15 protein-coding genes are annotated in these 16,126 nt (G+C 64.5%); 13 read left to right on the top strand and 2 right to left on the bottom strand.

Annotation, left to right across the window (positions count from 1 at the left end; translation table 11 throughout):
* Window positions 1–3: 3 nt before the first annotated feature.
* The 7 genes from L867_RS0124165 to atzF are packed head-to-tail and all read left to right on the top strand — an operon-like array spanning window position 4 to window position 7,147.
* Window positions 4–1,134 (top strand): ABC transporter permease, encoded by a 1,131-nt coding sequence (locus tag L867_RS0124165; RefSeq protein WP_028739233.1) that lies wholly within the window; start codon window positions 4–6, stop codon window positions 1,132–1,134.
* Window positions 1,134–2,060 carry an ABC transporter permease gene (locus tag L867_RS0124160; RefSeq protein ID WP_028739232.1) on the top strand — a complete coding sequence of 309 codons (927 nt, stop codon included), beginning with the start codon at window positions 1,134–1,136 and terminating at the stop codon, window positions 2,058–2,060. The genes L867_RS0124165 and L867_RS0124160 overlap by 1 nt, the downstream gene beginning before the upstream one ends.
* A 10-nt stretch (window positions 2,061–2,070) precedes the next feature.
* A complete protein-coding gene (gene biuH / locus L867_RS0124155) occupies window positions 2,071–2,787 on the top strand; it encodes a biuret amidohydrolase (protein WP_408606007.1) in 717 nt (238 codons plus the stop codon).
* Complete coding sequence (locus L867_RS0124150; RefSeq protein ID WP_028739230.1) at window positions 2,784–4,331, top strand: ABC transporter ATP-binding protein; 1,548 nt, start codon at window positions 2,784–2,786, stop codon at window positions 4,329–4,331. Before biuH ends, L867_RS0124150 begins: the two co-directional genes overlap by 4 nt.
* Window positions 4,331–4,999, top strand: coding sequence for a cysteine hydrolase family protein (locus L867_RS0124145; protein WP_028739229.1), 669 nt, complete (start codon window positions 4,331–4,333; stop codon window positions 4,997–4,999). Before L867_RS0124150 ends, L867_RS0124145 begins: the two co-directional genes overlap by 1 nt.
* Entirely contained in the window at window positions 4,992–5,342 is a 351-nt protein-coding gene (locus tag L867_RS0124140) for a cupin domain-containing protein (protein WP_028739228.1), read from the top strand. The genes L867_RS0124145 and L867_RS0124140 overlap by 8 nt, the downstream gene beginning before the upstream one ends.
* Window positions 5,342–7,147, top strand: a complete 1,806-nt coding sequence (atzF, locus tag L867_RS0124135; RefSeq protein ID WP_028739227.1) for an allophanate hydrolase — start codon at window positions 5,342–5,344, stop codon at window positions 7,145–7,147. The genes L867_RS0124140 and atzF overlap by 1 nt, the downstream gene beginning before the upstream one ends.
* A gap of 35 nt (window positions 7,148–7,182) precedes the next feature.
* On the opposite strand, the gene mog is transcribed toward atzF, so the two are convergent.
* Together mog and L867_RS0124125 are read right to left on the bottom strand one after the other, a co-directional pair.
* Window positions 7,183–7,704, bottom strand: coding sequence for a molybdopterin adenylyltransferase (gene mog, locus L867_RS0124130; protein WP_028739226.1), 522 nt, complete (start codon window positions 7,702–7,704; stop codon window positions 7,183–7,185).
* 213 nt (window positions 7,705–7,917) lie between these two features.
* Window positions 7,918–9,675 carry a hypothetical protein gene (locus L867_RS0124125; protein ID WP_028739225.1) on the bottom strand — a complete coding sequence of 586 codons (1,758 nt, stop codon included), beginning with the start codon at window positions 9,673–9,675 and terminating at the stop codon, window positions 7,918–7,920.
* Between the two features lie 349 nt (window positions 9,676–10,024).
* Between L867_RS0124125 and L867_RS0124120 the strand changes: the two genes are divergently transcribed.
* The 6 genes from L867_RS0124120 to L867_RS26270 form a co-directional block, all read left to right on the top strand.
* Window positions 10,025–10,354, top strand: coding sequence for an STAS domain-containing protein (locus tag L867_RS0124120; RefSeq protein WP_037174446.1), 330 nt, complete (start codon window positions 10,025–10,027; stop codon window positions 10,352–10,354).
* Window positions 10,351–10,719 (top strand): response regulator, encoded by a 369-nt coding sequence (locus tag L867_RS0124115; RefSeq protein ID WP_028739223.1) that lies wholly within the window; start codon window positions 10,351–10,353, stop codon window positions 10,717–10,719. Before L867_RS0124120 ends, L867_RS0124115 begins: the two co-directional genes overlap by 4 nt.
* Window positions 10,716–12,740, top strand: coding sequence for a chemotaxis protein CheA (locus tag L867_RS0124110; protein WP_028739222.1), 2,025 nt, complete (start codon window positions 10,716–10,718; stop codon window positions 12,738–12,740). The genes L867_RS0124115 and L867_RS0124110 overlap by 4 nt, the downstream gene beginning before the upstream one ends.
* A complete protein-coding gene (locus tag L867_RS0124105) occupies window positions 12,737–13,240 on the top strand; it encodes a chemotaxis protein CheW (protein WP_028739221.1) in 504 nt (167 codons plus the stop codon). Before L867_RS0124110 ends, L867_RS0124105 begins: the two co-directional genes overlap by 4 nt.
* Before the next feature lie 25 nt (window positions 13,241–13,265).
* Window positions 13,266–14,954: a methyl-accepting chemotaxis protein gene (locus L867_RS0124100; RefSeq protein ID WP_028739220.1), complete on the top strand. Its 1,689-nt coding sequence runs from the start codon at window positions 13,266–13,268 to the stop codon at window positions 14,952–14,954.
* A 214-nt stretch (window positions 14,955–15,168) separates the two neighbouring features.
* A partial coding sequence (locus L867_RS26270) for an MCP four helix bundle domain-containing protein (protein WP_037174444.1) occupies window positions 15,169–16,126 on the top strand: 958 nt, incomplete at its 3' end.

The raw sequence follows: 16,126 nt of genomic DNA, 5'->3' as shown, positions 1-16,126 counted from the left end.
GTCATGACCATCGAAGCCAACATGCCAACACTGCCGCCGTTCACCGGGCGGGCCGGACACCTCCGGCCTCTCCTTGAAGGCCTGGCGCGCCGGGCCGAGCCGGTGGCGATCGCGCTTTTTGCCGTCGTCGTCGGACTGGCGCTGTTTTCCGTGTTCATTGCCGCGATTGGCAAGTCGCCGCTTCAGCTCTTCCAGCTGATGTATGCCGGCGGCTTCGGCAGCTGGTTTTCCATCCAGAACTCGCTGAGCCGGGCAGCGCCGCTCCTGCTGACGGCCCTTTGTGTCGCGCTTCCCGCCCGCCTCGGCCTCGTCGTCATCGGCGCGGAAGGGGCGGTCGTGCTGGGCGGCCTGGCAGGCGCCGCAATCGCCGTACCGCTGATCGGAGCCGCCCCGCCGCTCCTCGCCTGGATGCTGATGGCGATCGCCGGCATGGTGATCGGCGGCATCTGGATCGGGCTAGCCGGTTTCCTGCGCCACTATCGCGGCGTCAACGAGACCATTGCCTCGCTGCTGCTCTCCTACATCGCCATCGCCCTGATGAACCACCTGATCGAAGGTCCGCTGCGGGATCCGGCGAGCCTCAACAAACCCTCGACCGTCCAGCTTCCGCCGGAATTCATGCTCGGCAAGATCCCCGGCATGGACGTGCATTGGGGTCTGGTGATCGGGGTTCTGGCCTGCATCGGATCGTGGATCCTGATCGAGCGGACGAGCTTCGGCTTTGCCGCCCGGGTGGCCGGCGGCAATGTCCGCGCCGCCCAGATCCAGGGTCTTCCGGTCGGCCGGCTGGTGGTCGGGCTGACGGCGCTCGCCGGCGCCTTTGCCGGCCTCGCCGGCACGATCGAGGTCGCCGCCGTGCAGGGCAGCGCCAACGGCGCGCTGATCGCCGGCTATGGTTATGCCGGCATCCTCGTCGCATTCCTCGCCCGCCACAATCCGCTGGCGATCATTCCGGTCGCCATCCTGCTCGGCGGCATCGATGCCTCGGGCGGGCTGATCCAGCGCCGCATGGGCCTGCCGGATGCGACGGTTCTCGTGCTTCAGGGCACGCTCTTCGTCGTCATCCTGTTTTGCGAGACGCTCTACGGCCGCTTCAAGGCCTTCAACCCCGATCTGTGGAAAAGGAGCGCGTGATGGACGACACAGCTTTGGGCTTCTGGGGCGTGCCGCTCGCGGTACTGGCCGGTGCGATCCGTGTCTCCACCCCGTTCATCTTCGTCAGCCTCGGCGAGACCATCACCGAGCGTTCGGGCCGCATCAATCTCGGCCTCGAGGGCACGCTGGTCTTCGGCGCGATGAGCGCCTATGCGGCCGCCGTCATATCCGGCTCGCCATGGCTCGGCGTCCTGGCGGCCATGGCCACCGGCGCCCTGTTCGGCCTCATTCATGGCTTCATCTGCAAGTTTCCCAAGGTCAACGACATTGCCATCGGCATCGCCATGATGCAGTTCGGCCTGGGCCTCGCCTTCTTCCTCGGTAAGCCCTTCATCCAGCCCTCGGCACCCAAGCTGCCGTCGATCGCGCTTGGCAACTGGTCGAGCCTGCCGCAGGTGCAGTCGGCGCTGAACATCAACGTGCTCTTCCTGATCGGGGCGGCGCTTGCGGTCTTCCTCTGGTGGGCGCTGAAGAACACCCGCACCGGCCTGATCCTCCGGGTGGTCGGCGATAGCTCGGATGCGGCGCGTGCCATGGGGCTCAATCCGGATACGATCCGCCTCGTCGCCACTGCCGCCGGCGGCGCGCTTGCCGCCATCGGCGGCGCCTATCTGTCACTCTTCTATCCCGGCTCGTGGAACGAAGGCATTTCCTCAGGGCAAGGCCTGATGGCCGTCGCACTGGTGATCTTCGCCCGCTGGAATCCGATCGGCTGCTTCCTCGCCTCGCTCCTGTTCGGCGGCGCCGGCGCGCTAGGACCTGCCCTGCAGTCGGTCGGCGTCAGCCAGGGCTACTATCTCTTCTACGCCGCACCCTACGTGATGACGCTGATCATCATGATCGCCACGTCCTCCCCGACCCGACCGCTCGCCGGCATGCCCGGCGCCCTCTCCCTCGTCAAATAGGAGCACCGACGTGAACAGCCTCGCCTCCATCGCCCCGGCCGCGTCCGACCTCAGCTACATCGACGCCGATCCCTACAACTGGCCCTACAACGGCAAGCTCCGGCCCGACAACACGGCCCTCATCATCATCGACATGCAGACGGATTTCTGCGGCCCCGGCGGTTATGTCGATCATATGGGCTACGACCTCGCGCTGGTGCGGGCACCGATCGAGCCGATCAAGCGTGTGCTGGCCGCCATGCGGGCCAAGGGCTACCACATCATCCACACGCGCGAGGGCCATCGGCCGGACCTCGCCGACCTGCCGGCCAACAAACGCTGGCGCTCGCAGCGCATCCATGCCGGCATCGGCGACCCAGGCCCCTGCGGCCGGATCCTCGTGCGTGGCGAGCCGGGCTGGGACATCATCGAGGAGCTCTATCCGATCGACGGCGAGGTCATCATCGACAAGCCCGGCAAGGGCTCGTTCTGCGCCACCGATCTCGAACTGATCCTCAACCAGAAACGCATCGAGAACATCATCCTGACCGGCATCACCACCGATGTCTGCGTGTCCACCACCATGCGCGAGGCCAACGACCGCGGCTTCGAATGCCTGCTGCTGGAGGATTGCTGCGGCGCGACCGACTACGGCAACCACCTCGCGGCGATCAAGATGGTCAAGATGCAGGGCGGCGTGTTCGGCTCCGTCTCCAACTCCGAAACGCTCGTGAGGCAGTTGCCATGATCGTCGGCGAAATCCCTCCGCACAAGGCGATCCCCGCCGTCGGCATCGAGACGGTGGACATGACCATGCGCTTCGGTTCCTTCACCGCGCTCGACCAGGTGTCGATCAAGGTCGCGCCGGGCTCGTTCCACGCGCTTCTCGGAGAAAACGGCGCCGGCAAGTCGACGCTGGTCAAATGCATCATGGGCTTCTACCGCCAGACATCCGGGCAGTTGCAGGTGGACGACCGGGAAGTGGCCATTGCCTCGCCCCGCGATGCGGCCGCCCACGGTCTCGGCATGGTCTACCAGCATTTCACCCTCGTCCCGTCGCTGACCGGCGCGGAGAACCTGGTGATCAGCCGGACGGAGGTGCCCGCGGTGATCAACTGGGCAAAGGAGCGCCAGGGGCTGTCCGCCTTCATGGAAACCATGCCCTTCGACATTCCGCTCAACCGGCCCGTCAGCGAGCTTGCGGCCGGCGAAAAGCAGAAGCTCGAAATCATCAAGCAGCTCTATCTCGGCCGCCGCTTTCTCGTCCTCGACGAACCGACCTCGGTGCTCACTCCGGCAGAGGCCGACGACATGCTCGGCCTCGTGCGCGCCATGACGGAACGCGGCGAGCTCACCGTGCTGATGATCAGCCACAAGTTCCACGAGGTGACGAAGTTCGTCGATGCCGTCTCCGTTCTCCGCCGCGGCAGGCTTATGGGCGGCGGCAAGGTGTCCGAGCTATCGACGAAGGACATGGCGGCGATGATGATCGGCGACGTCAAGCTGGCCGAACTCGACACGCGCCTGCCGGTCGCCAACGATGCGGTCCCCATCCTCGCCATCGAAAACGTCCGCGCGCCGGACCGCACCGGCCTGAAGACGATCGACATAGACAATCTCGTCGTGCACGCCGGCGAGATCGTCGGCATTGCCGGCATTTCCGGCAACGGCCAGAAGGAACTGGCCGAAGTGCTGGCCGGCCAACGGCCGACCGAGGCGGGCGAAGTCATCATCAAGGGAAAACGCTATGGCGCGACGCGGGCCGAGACGCGGGAGAACAATGTGCGCTTCATTCCCGAGGAACCGCTCGCCAATGCCTGCGCGCCGCGCATGACGGTGACGGAAAACCTCGCTTTCCGCACCTTCGACGTGAAGAAGGCCGGCGGCAATGCCACCTGGCTCGACGGCAGGTCCATGCGCAAGCGGGGTGCGGCGCTGATTTCCGACTTCAAGGTCAAGACCGCCTCCCCCGCTTCGCCGATCGCATCGCTCTCCGGCGGCAATGTGCAGCGCGCCGTGCTCGCCCGCGAACTCACCGGCGCGGTCGACCTCTTGATCGTCGCCAATCCCTGCTTCGGGCTTGATTTCTCCGCCGTGGCGGAAATCCGCGCCCGCATCATGAAGGCGCGCAATGCCGGCACGGCCGTTCTGCTGATTTCTGAGGATCTCGACGAACTGATGGAAATGTCCGACCGCATCATGGTGATGTCGGACGGCAAGCTGGTCTACGACACTCCGGCGCGCGAGGCGGATATTTCCGTCATCGGCGCCCATATGGCAGGGCATCACTGATGGCCGACATTGTCGCACAACCCTTCGCCTTCCCCTTGAGGCGCCACGCCGTGGCGCTGGTCGTCATCGACATGCAGCGCGATTTTGCCGAAGCCGGCGGTTTCGGCGCGAGCCTCGGCAACGACGTCGCCCGGGTGGGAAAGATCGTGCCCGACGTCAAGCGGCTGATCGAGGGCTTTCGCGAAGCCGGGCTGCCGGTGATCCACACCATGGAGTGCCACCGGCCGGACCTCTCCGACCTGCCGCCCGCCAAGCGCGACCGCGGCAATCCTTCGCTCCGCATCGGCGACGAAGGACCCATGGGTCGCATCCTGATCGCCGGCGAACCCGGTACGGCGATCCTTGCCGAGCTGGCACCGATTGACGGCGAGATCGTCATCGAGAAACCAGGCAAGGGCGCCTTCTACGCCACGCCGCTCGGCGAGATCCTGAAGCAACGTGGCATCAGCCAACTCGTCTTTGCCGGCGTCACCACCGAGGTGTGCGTCCAGACGACCATGCGCGAGGCAAACGATCGCGGTTACGAATGCCTGCTCGTCGAGGAAGCCACGGAGAGCTATTTTCCCCAATTCAAGGCCGCAGCCATCGAGATGATCCGCGCCCAAGGCGCGATCGTCGGCTGGACCGCCCATCTCGACGATCTACTGGAAGGAATAGCCTGTGCCTGATGCAATGCGTGAAAACCTGACGTCCGGCGGCTGGAAAGAGCTGGATTTCAGACCCTTTCGTGACGGTGTCACGATCCACTGGATCAGACCCTTCGACGACGACCAACCGGGCGTCGCGCTTCTCAAATACGATGCCGGCGCGTCGGTGCCGCTTCACCGCCATGAGGGCCTCGAAACCATCTTCGTCCTGGACGGCAGCCAGTCCGACGAGGCCGGCGACTACGGCACCGGCTCGCTGGTCGTCAACGCCACCGGCACCGAACACTCCGTCTGGAGCGAGACCGGCTGCGTCGTGCTGATCCAGTGGGACCGGCCCGTGACCATACTCGAAGGGAATCTGTGATGACCGATACCCAAGCCTTCGATATCGCCTCGCTGCACGCGGCCTACCGCACGGGCTGGACGGCGGAAGCAATGATCGACCTCGTCTTCGCCCGGATCACCGCCGTCGACGACCCCGGCATTTTCCTGCATCTGGCCAACAAGACCTCGCTGATGGCGGAGGCGGAGGCGCTCGGCGCGTTCGATCCGATCGCCAAGCCGCTCTGGGGCATTCCCTTCGCGGTGAAGGACAATATCGACGTTGCCGGCATGCTGACCACCGCCGCCTGCCCGGACTATGCCTACCTGCCCGAGAAGGACGCGACGGCCGTGCGGCTGTTGAAGGCAGCCGGTGCGCTGGTGATCGGCAAGACCAATCTCGACCAGTTCGCCACCGGCCTTGTCGGCGTGCGCACGCCCTTCCCCGCCCCGCGCAATGCCATCGACCCGAGGCTCGTGCCGGGCGGATCGAGTTCCGGCTCGGCGGTCGCCGCTGCCCAGGGCATCGTCAGCTTCGCGCTCGGCACCGATACGGCCGGATCGGGGCGCATTCCCGCCGGACTCAACAACATCGTCGGGCTGAAACCGAGCGTCGGCGCGCTCTCGACGACCGGTGTCATTCCCGCCTGCCGCACGCTCGACTGCGTCTCAATCTTCGCGCTGACCGTCGACGATGCCTGGCGGGTCTTTTCCGTCGCAGCCAAACCAGACGAGAGCGATGCCTATTCCCGCACAGTGGGTGCCGAGGGATACGGTACCGCCCCGCCCGTGCTGACCATCGGCGTTCCGGCAAAGGCTGACCGCCAGTTCTTCGGCGATACCGTGATGGAAGCGGCCTATGAAAAGACGCTCTCCACACTGGCCGGCATGGGCCACAAGCTCGTCGACCTGCCCTTTGCCGACTTCTACGCGACCGCCAACCTGCTCTACGAGGGCGCCTGGGTGGCCGAGCGCTATGCGGCAGTCAGGGATTTCTTCGACGCCCATGAGGCAAGCTTCCATCCGGTGACGCGCAAGATCTATGGCGGGGCAAAGAACCTCTCGGCAGCCGATGCCTTCAACGGCCTCTATGCACTGCAAGCGCTGAAGCGAAAGCTCGCCCCGGTGATCACTTCGGTCGACCTGATCTGCGTGCCGACCGCGCCGACGCACTACACGGTCGAGGATCTGGAAGCCGAGCCGATCCGCGAGAACTCGCGTCTCGGCACCTATACCAATTTCGTCAACCTGCTCGACATGTGTGGCATCGCCGTGCCGACCGGAAAGCGCAGCGACGGGCTGCCGGCCAGCGTGACGCTGCTCGCCGGTTTCGGCAAGGACGGACTGACGGCCTCGCTCGCCGCCGACCTGCATGCCGCCAGCGGCCTGACGCTCGGCGCCACGAACTGGACGCTTCCGGATCGCGCGGTCCCAGCCGTGGAAACCGGAGAGGATCTGATCGATCTCGTCGTGGTCGGTGCGCATCTCTCCGGCATGCCTCTCAACAGCCAGCTCCGCGATCTCGACGCGCGGTTTTCGCGCGCGACGCGGACCGCCGAAACCTACCGGCTTCATGCGCTCGCCGGAACCAGGCCACCCAAACCCGGCCTGATCCGCAGTAGCGGCGACGACGGCGCGATGATCGAGGTCGAAGTCTGGCAGTTGACGCCGGATGCCTTCGGCCGCTTCGTCGCCGCCATCCCCTCGCCGCTCGGCATCGGCACGATCGAGCTTTCGGACGGCACCTCAGCCAAGGGTTTTCTCGTCGAACCGGTCGCCCTGACCGGCGCCGAGGACATCACGGCGCATCGCGGCTGGCGCGCCTATATGCAGAGCCTGGCCGGATGACGGCGGCGATGCGTCGCCGTCCTCGGGCTGCAATGTCAGGAAGTCGGGCGAAAAGCCTTGATGCGGGCGGGATCGGTTTCGATGCGGCCGGCGCCGATCAGGTCGAGGCAATAGGGCACGGCGGCAAAGATCGTGTCGAGGCTGAAACGGATCGAGCTCGGCTTGCCCGGCAGGTTGATGATCAGCGTCTTGCCGCGCGTGCCGGCCGTCTGGCGCGACAGGATGGCGGTCGGCGTCTGTTCGAGGCTGGCGCGCCGGAGCTGTTCGCCGAAACCCGGCAGTTCCTTGACAAGAACCTCGCGCATGGCCTCCGGCGTCTCGTCGCGGGGTGCCGGCCCGGTTCCGCCGGTGGTGAGGATCAGGTCGACCTGGCTTTCGTCGCAGAGCGCGATCAGTTCGTCCCGGACCGATGCGAGACCATCCGGGATAATCCGCTTGATGGTCTCGTAGGGCGAGGTGATGACCTCCTTCAGCCAGTCCTCGATCGCCGGCCCGCTCAGATCCTCGTACTGCCCGCGGCTGGCGCGGTCCGACACGGTAACGATGGCAATCTGCATTCTGTCCTCCCGGAGCCTCGATAGGGCGTGCCGCTGATCGCGCGCGGCGCGTCATCAGCGAAACTCGCTGACCCATACAGGCGAAGAGGCCGCCCGCGCAACGGATATGCCACCGCCGGCGCCGGAGACGATGTCGCAGCCGGCATTTGTCACGGTTACCATGTCAAGGACCGGCCGCGTAATACCGGCAGTGCGCCGCGTCGGCGCAGCGCCCTAGAAAAGCGCTTCGTCGAAGAGTTCTTCATCGGATGCCGGTGCTGCCGAGGTCTCGGCTGCAGCCAGGCTGACGGCAGGTGCCGGCGAAGCCCCGAAGATCTTGACATGAAGTTCCCGCTCGGCGGCCATGGTATAGAGCCGCCCGATGCCGGAACCGACTTCGCCCATCGGCCCGTGCAGGTCGGAGGTATCAGGCAGGCTCGCCGGCCTCTGCTCGGCAATGAGTTCGGCACAGTGGTCGAGGATGTCGCCCAGTTCCGCCTGGAAGTCGAGCTTGGCGATGGTCGTTTCCATGTGCTGGACCGCGGCGCGACCCTGCTGGTCGACAGCCGTCAGGCTTGCCTCCATGCGGTCCGCCGCCTGGCGGATGTCGTCGAGCGCCACCGCCAGCTGCTGGTAGAGGCCGATTTCGGTATCTCCGGTGACGTCCGCTCCACCGGCCAGGGCCTCGGCGCAGACGCCGAGTTCCTGGAGCCGCCCGAGAATGCTCTCCGCGCTGTCGTCCATCTGGCCGGCGAAGACGCGAAGCTCCGCGGTCACGACATTGATCGCCCGGCCCTCCTCGCCGATCCGGCTACAGCGCAGGTTCGTGTTCAGCGCCATGTACTGGATGTCGGTTCGCACCACCCGGACGATCTCGATCCCGTCCAGCAGTTCGCGCACGATCACGCCCGTGCTGCGGCTCAGCGCATCGGACTCGGTGGCAGTCGCCGTCACGGTCTGCACCACGCCCTGCGCACTGGCGATATTGCTTTCCAGCTGGCGGATCAGGCTATTGCCGGTTCCCTCGTCATCGTTCATGCCCTGCCGCAGGGACAGGATTGCGGAGATATCCTTGTTGAAGCTGCCGACCGTGGAGACGATCTTGGCGGTATCCCGGCGGAAGTCGGCGCGCGTCTGGTCGAGCTGGCGGTGCACCAGCGTCAGCACGCAGGCGCGAAGACGCGAGCGCTGTCCGGCGTCGAGCGCCTGGCCCGCGGCGCTGTCGAGATAGTCGTCGATGAGGGAAAGGCTCGACTGGCAGTGCTCGATGCGCTGGCGGGTGATGTCGCCGACCTGCATGGCCGAAAGAACGGTCGCCAGTTTCGCCTGGACGGCGCCGGCAAGCTTTCGCACCGACTTCGCCGCAACGGCAAGCTGGTTGTGGTGCTCCGTCAACTGACCGGCCCCACGCGCGAGTTCTGCGGCGATATTCGGTACGAGATCGCGGTAGCTGGTGAGGATCTGCTGGCCGCGCGCGGCGGCCGGCTTGAGCTGAACCGAAAGCTCGAGGAGTTTTGCAGCAAAGCTCTCGACCTGATCGCTGCCGTAGCGGATGCGATCGATGATCTCCTCGGCAAAGCCGGCAAACTCGCTGACGCCGGCGCCGGTGATCTTCGCAGTCAGCGCGAAGGTGCGCAGATAGCGCAGCGTCTCGCGCATGCGCCCGACCTCTTCGACGAGCGAATGCTCTATGTCGCCGATCTTCGACAGGCTGTGCTGGCGTTCTTCTTCGAGGCGGGGCAGCTCGGTCAGCTTCGCCATGATGCGGGCAAGGTCGGCCCGGGTGCGCTCTGCCGCCTCGCCGTTCAGCGAAACCATCATGGTATCGAGCGTATCGATCATCTTCGAAACGGAATCGAGGACCCCGAGCAGGACGGTGCCTCCTTCGAGGAAGCGCGTCTCGATCCGGGACCGGGCATTCTCGAGCCCCGCGGCGAGACCGTCTGCGGGGGTGAGGCTTGTGGCGAAGGCCGTTGCTTGATTCCTCGACACTTTTTTCTCCGTTTTCGAGAGTCTTTTTGTCTTTATCTAAATTATCTTTTCGAAACGTTTTACTTCCGGCCTCCAGGACGCCCTTCATTTTCCCCTCACTATTGAAGGGGGCGTCTCGTTCACCGTTCAGCAATCGCGTTCGCAGCACACCTAGCGCGATGGCCATTAACAGCATGATAAAAATGCGAAAATTGGCACTCACTTAGTTAACGCAATGCCACCGTTGCGAGTGTCGATCTTGCACACCCGTTTTGGGGTGCATGAAGTCGCTAAGTATTTTTACGATCTATTAATCTGCAAACGCCAATATTTTGACATATATCGGCTCCTCTGTGGATGATTCGAAGTAATGTTAAACGGCGACCTCGACTCTATTGTAGTTAAATTAGAAGACGCTACGAATATTCGAAATATCTCCAAGTTTTATCCCGAAATACTGACCGCACTGTCCGGCACGAAACCTGTCGTGCTCGACCTCCCCGGCGAACCCGAGGTGGATCTCAGTTTCGTTCAGCTCGTGGAGTCGGCACGTCTTTATGCCGGCGCGCACGGCAAGGCACTGACGCTGGCGCAACCAGCCAGCGGCCCGCTGCTGGGCGTACTCGGGCGGGCCGGCTTCATCGAAAACGCGTCGCATGAGGACGCACAGTTCTGGCTTCACAAGGGATCCGTCCAATGAGCGCACACATCCTGACCGTTGACGATTCGGCCAGCATTCGCATGACCACGAAGATCGCGCTGTCGAATGCCGGCTACACGGTGACCGAAGCAGTCGACGGTGCCGATGGCATCGCCAAGCTGTCCACGGGCGCGTTCGACCTGATCGTCACCGACCTGAACATGCCGAACATGGACGGACTGACCATGATCCGGGAACTGCGCAAGATGCCGGCCCATACCGGCGTGCCGGTCATCTTCCTCACCACCGAATCCGACGGCGAGATCAAGAGCCAGGCCAAGGCCGCCGGCGCCACCGGATGGCTGACCAAACCCTTCGATCCGGAAAACCTCGTCAAGATCACCAGGAAAGTCCTCGGCAAATGAGCGACACCGATCCGATTGCCGTCTTTCTCACGGAGGCGGCCGAACTTCTCGAGCAGATCGAGATCGGCCTTCTCGACCTGACCCACAGGCTCGACGACAAGGATCAGATCGACGCGGTCTTCCGCGGCCTTCACACGCTCAAGGGCTCAGGCGCCATGTTCGGCTTCGATGCCCTTGCGGCCTTTACCCATCATTGCGAGACCGCCTTCGACCGCGTCCGCAAGGGCGACGTTCCCGCGACCCAGGAACTGGTCGCGGCCGTGCTCGCCGCCCAGGACCACATGCGGGCCCTGATCGAGACACCGCACGGCGACCACGAGGACACGAGCAGCACCTTGCTCGTCTTGCTCCACGCAGCAGTCAATGGCAGCGACAACGCGACTGTCGTCTCCTCGGCCAAACCGGAAGCACCGGTGCCCGCCAGGCAGGACGGCGGCGATCGTGCCGGCTGGACGGTGCGCTTCCGGCTTCCGGCCAATGCCATGGCCAACGGCACCAACCCTCTCGGCCTGCTCGATGAGCTGCGCGATCTCGGCGACTGCCGTATCACGGTCGACAGGACCAAGCTGCCGCCGCTCGACAGCCTCAATCCGTCCGACATCCATCTCGGATGGACCGTCGAACTGCTGACCGGGGCCGACCGCGCGGCCATCGAGGACGTGTTCATCTTCGTCATGGACGAGATGGAACTGTCGATCGAACCGATCCTTCGCGAGACGAAGCCGGCGGTCGAGATTGCCGTCGAGACCGTAACCGCACCGGCCGTGGAAACCGCGGCGAAGGCCACGACGCCCGCAGCCGCTCCGGCGCCTCAAGCCGCAGCGACCGACCAGAAGCAGGCAAAGGCCTCCGAAAACGTTCGCGTCCCGGCCGAGCGTCTCGACGAGTTGATGGACCGCGTCGGTGAACTGGTGATTGCCCAGTCGCGCCTTTCCCAGCTTGCCGATGCCAGCATCGAGATCCAGCTTCGCGCCGTGTCGGAAGACATCGAACGGCTGTCGGGCGAATTGCGCGACACGATGATGGTCCTGCGCATGATGCCGGTCGCCAGCCTGTTCGGCCGCTTCCGCCGCCTGGTGCACGACCTGTCGCGCGAGACGGGCAAGGTGATCGAGCTGGAGACCGAAGGCGAAAACACCGAGGTCGACAAGACCGTCATCGATCGCCTCGCCGATCCCTTGGTTCATCTGGTGCGCAATTCGATCGACCATGGCCTTGAAACCCCGGACGAGCGCCGCGCCGCCGGCAAGCCGGAAGCGGGCCACGTGCGTCTGTCGGCGCGCCAGTCGGGCGGCGAAGTGATCATCACCGTCAAGGACGATGGCCGCGGCATCAACCGCGAGAGGGTGCGCGCCAAGGCCGAGTCCTCGGGCCTCATCCAGCCGGGCGCATCGCTCAGCGACCAGGAACTGCTGCAGCTGATCTTCCAGCCGGGATTCTCCACCGCCCAGCAGATCACCAATCTTTCCGGCCGCGGCGTCGGCATGGACGTCGTCAAGAAGACCGTCGAGGCCCTGCGTGGCGCGATCGAAGTCAGCAGCGCGCCCGGCAACGGCTCGGAAATCGCCCTTCGCATCCCCCTGACGCTCGCCATCATCGACGGCCTGCTGGTGCGCGTCGGCACCGGCGCCTACGTCATCCCGCTCTCGGCGGTCGAGGAATGCCTGGAGCTCTCGCCCGAAGATGACCTGCGCTCGCGCGGCCGCAGCTTCATCTCGCTGCGTGACAGCCTCGTCCCGTTCATCCGGTTGAGGGAACTCTTCAACACCCGAACTCAGCCGGATCCGTTCCAGAAGATCGTCGTGATCTCCACCGGCTCGGAGCGGGTCGGCCTCGTCGTCGACCAGATCATCGGAGATCACCAGACGGTGATCAAATCGCTCTCCAAGCTGCACCACGACGTGGCGACCTTCTCGGGCGCCACCATCCTCGGCGACGGCAGCGTGGCACTCATTCTGGATGTCGCTCACCTGGTGGCGGCCGGACAACAACAGGAGGCGCAGTTGCGCGCGGCCGGATGATGCAGACAGCAGCTCAGCAGACCACCGCTCAATGGGGCGACAAGGATGACCGCGAGGTCCTGACCTTCGACCTCGCCGGCGAGACCTTCGCCTTCGACGCCACGATGGTGCAGGAAATCCTCGACCTCCTGCCGGAAACGGCAGTCCCCGGCGCCCGTCCCTTCGTCGGCAGCGTCATCAATTTCCGCGGCAAGGTCATTCCGCTCGCCGACATCCGGCTGGCCTTCGGTATGGAGGCGACGAAGCCGACCATCGACAGCCGGATCATCGTTGCCGAGCTGGACATAGAGGGCGAGCCCACCCTGGTGGGCGTGCGCACCGACAAGGTGCACGAGGTGACGACGCTCAACCGGGCGTCGCGGGAAAACCCTCCGAGCATCGGTATGCGCTGGCGCGCCGACTACATCGACTGCCTCGTCAAGCGGGGCGCGGACTTTGTGATCATTCCAAACTTGAACGAAATTTTCTCGGCAAAGCGAGACGTCTCAGCGGCGGCTTGAGCCAACGGATCTTCAGAGGGGTAAGATGCGCGTGACTATCAAATTGAAACTTTCGATCGCCTTTGCGGCGATCATCCTGATGCTGGTGGGCATCACGCTCTATGGGATCACGAGCCTGAGCACGATCAATTCGTCGGCTGAGCAACTCGTCACAGGAAACGTCAAGCGCCTGGAATATGCCTTGCGCGTGACGACGGAACAGGCCGAAACGGTACGCGCCCAGAAGAATGCGCTTCTTTCCGAGACCCGCGAAGACGTCGAGAAGTACTACAAGCTGGCCGATAGCCATATCGACGCACTTCTCAACTATGCGGGCGAATCGCTAGCGATTGCCTCCGAGACGGGACGAGTGAGCTGGCAGCGTACGATCGAGCTCGGCGAGACGCTCAAGTCTCTCAACGGAAAGATGCACGACTTGCATCTGGCCGGCGACATGCTCGCAGCCAAGGAAATCTCGACCGGCGAACTGCGCAAGATGTTGCCGGAAATCTCCGAGCTGGCCTACGCCAGCGTGGACCGCAACGAGAAGGCACTCTCCACGGCCGTGGAAACCAATCAGAGCCTTTACGAGGACACCCGTACATTGCTTACGGGCGTTGCCGGCGTGGCAGTCATTCTGGCCGTCGGTGCGGCAATCTGGCTCTCGCTTTCGATCAGCCGTGGCCTCGGTCGCGCGGTCAACGTCGTTCGCGATGTTGCCGAAGGGGACCTGACCCGGACGGCTGCCATTACCAGCCGCGACGAAATCGGCGAACTGCTGGGTTACGTCAACAGCATGGTGGAGCGCCTGCGTGGCGTTGTCGCCGATGCGCTGTCGGCCTCCGACAACGTCTCGTCGGGTAGCCAGGAGCTCTCGGCCAGCTCCGAGCAGCTGAGCCAGGGCGCGACCGAACAGGCCGCCTCGGCCGAAGAGGCCTCCGCCTCGATGGAGCAGATGGCCGCCAACATCAAGCAGAACGCCGACAACGCCGCCCAGACGGAAAAGATCGCCCGCCAGTCGGCCAAGGATGCCGAGACCAGCGGCGATGCCGTCAACCGCGCGGTTGCCGCCATGCGCACGATCGCCGAGAAGATCTCGATCGTCCAGGAAATCGCCCGCCAGACCGACCTGCTCGCCTTGAACGCTGCAGTCGAAGCCGCCCGCGCCGGCGAACACGGCAAGGGTTTTGCCGTCGTCGCCTCCGAAGTGCGCAAGCTGGCCGAACGCTCGCAGTCGGCCGCAGCCGAAATCAGCGCCATGTCCGGCGAGACCGTGCAGTCGGCGCAGAATGCCGGCGAGATGCTGAACCGGCTGGTGCCGGACATCCGCAAGACCGCCGAACTGGTGGCCGAGATTTCGGCTGCCTGCCGCGAGCAGGACATCGGGGCTGCCCAGATCAACGAGGCGATCCAGCAGCTCGACAAGGTGACCCAGCAGAATGCCGGCGCCTCGGAAGAAATGTCGGCAACCTCGGAAGAACTGGCCGCCCAGGCGGAAGAACTGCAGAGCTCGATCGCCTTCTTCAAGGTCGACACGGCCGCCCGCGGCATTCAGCCGAAGCCGGCTGCCGCCGCCGCACGATCCGCCCCCGCGGCAAAGGCCCAGGCCCGCCCGGCACCGCGGCAGGCTACCTCTACCGTTGCGGCCCAGCAGGCCCGGGTCAAGGGCTTCGCTCTCGACCTCAGCATGGGTGGACCGGACGCTACGGACCGGGAATTCAAGGAGAGCGCCTGAGGCGTTCTCCGGGAGGAATGAGACTGTGCGGCGCCCTTGAGGGGGCGCCGTAGCCAGGACCCGCGTGTGTATGCGCTGGGACCGCAAGTGCCGGAAAGCCATCGAAGCAAGAGGTGAATGGATCGCCTCCCTTCCTTGAAGCGTCGGCTTGCCACCAGCACGGCGACAAACACTCGTCGCTCCATCCACCGACACACATCCGGGACACAGGAACATGCGTTTCACCATCAAGCTCAAGCTCGCCATCGCCTTCGGCTTTCTCATCCTCACGCTTGTCGGCACGGCCGGCTATGGCGTTTTCAGCCTGGCCAATTCCAAGGCCGGCATGGACGAGGTCATCGACGGCACAGTGGCGCGACTCGACCGCATGCAGCAATTGAATGCCATTTCCCTTGCGACCGTGCGTGCCCAGAAGAACATGATCCTGGCGACGACACCTCAGGAGTTGCAGACCTTTATCGAAGCAAGCAACGAGAGCCGCGCCGAATTCCGCCAGATCTTCGAAGAGATGGCCTCCACCGCCAGTGCAGCGACCCGCGACTTCTGGCAGGAGTTGCGCTCGAACGTCGACAAGTTCGAAGCGAGCGACAGCCGCATTCAGGAACTCGTCCGCAACGGCAACACCGCAGCGGCGACCCAATCCTCGTCGAACGAAGGCCGCGATGCCGCCAATGCCCTGACCAAGAAACTGGAAGAGGGCGTGCAGATCAACCGTGACCGCCTCCAGCAGGCCAAGGCCACTACCGACTCCGACTACGCCACGACCCGCACACTTCTCATTGCGATCTCCGTCATCGCCACGCTGGTGGCTGCCATCACGGCTCTGTGGATCGCGCTCGGCATCAGCGCCGGCCTGCGCAAGATCATGGCTGTTGCCGAAGCCGTGGCGATCGGCGATCTGGATCAGAACGTCGAGATGAAGACCAATGACGAGATCAAGGACCTCGTCGATACGATCAATCGCATGACGTCAAACCTGAAGGAAATGGCGACCGTCGCCGAGAAGATCGCCGAGGGCGATCTGATGGTCACGCCGAAGCCGCAGTCCGACAAGGACACGCTGGGTCTCGCCCTTGCCAGCATGGTGGAGCGCCTGCGTGGCGTTGTCGCCGATGCGCTGTCGGCCTCCGACAACGTCTCGTCGGGTAGCCAGGAACTCTCGGCCAGCTCCG

Source organism: Paenirhizobium selenitireducens ATCC BAA-1503, from assembly GCF_000518785.1.
Taxonomy (GTDB): Bacteria; Pseudomonadota; Alphaproteobacteria; order Rhizobiales; family Rhizobiaceae; genus Allorhizobium; species Allorhizobium selenitireducens.
Note: the sequence above shows the minus strand (reverse complement) of the source record. Positions and strands in the feature narration are given on the sequence as shown.

What these genes read in the sequence shown, in the direction of transcription:
- L867_RS0124120 (WP_037174446.1), top strand. Translation starts at nt 10,025, where the DNA reads ATGTTAAACGGCGACCTCGACTCTATTGTAGTTAAATTAGAAGACGCT.
- L867_RS0124110 (WP_028739222.1), top strand. Translation starts at nt 10,716, where the DNA reads ATGAGCGACACCGATCCGATTGCCGTCTTTCTCACGGAGGCGGCCGAA.
- L867_RS0124105 (WP_028739221.1), top strand. Translation starts at nt 12,737, where the DNA reads ATGATGCAGACAGCAGCTCAGCAGACCACCGCTCAATGGGGCGACAAG.
- L867_RS0124165 (WP_028739233.1), top strand. Translation starts at nt 4, where the DNA reads ATGACCATCGAAGCCAACATGCCAACACTGCCGCCGTTCACCGGGCGG.
- L867_RS0124145 (WP_028739229.1), top strand. Translation starts at nt 4,331, where the DNA reads ATGGCCGACATTGTCGCACAACCCTTCGCCTTCCCCTTGAGGCGCCAC.
- L867_RS0124160 (WP_028739232.1), top strand. Translation starts at nt 1,134, where the DNA reads ATGGACGACACAGCTTTGGGCTTCTGGGGCGTGCCGCTCGCGGTACTG.
- L867_RS0124100 (WP_028739220.1), top strand. Translation starts at nt 13,266, where the DNA reads ATGCGCGTGACTATCAAATTGAAACTTTCGATCGCCTTTGCGGCGATC.
- L867_RS0124115 (WP_028739223.1), top strand. Translation starts at nt 10,351, where the DNA reads ATGAGCGCACACATCCTGACCGTTGACGATTCGGCCAGCATTCGCATG.
- L867_RS0124150 (WP_028739230.1), top strand. Translation starts at nt 2,784, where the DNA reads ATGATCGTCGGCGAAATCCCTCCGCACAAGGCGATCCCCGCCGTCGGC.
- atzF (WP_028739227.1), top strand. Translation starts at nt 5,342, where the DNA reads ATGACCGATACCCAAGCCTTCGATATCGCCTCGCTGCACGCGGCCTAC.
- mog (WP_028739226.1), bottom strand. Translation starts at nt 7,704, where the DNA reads ATGCAGATTGCCATCGTTACCGTGTCGGACCGCGCCAGCCGCGGGCAG.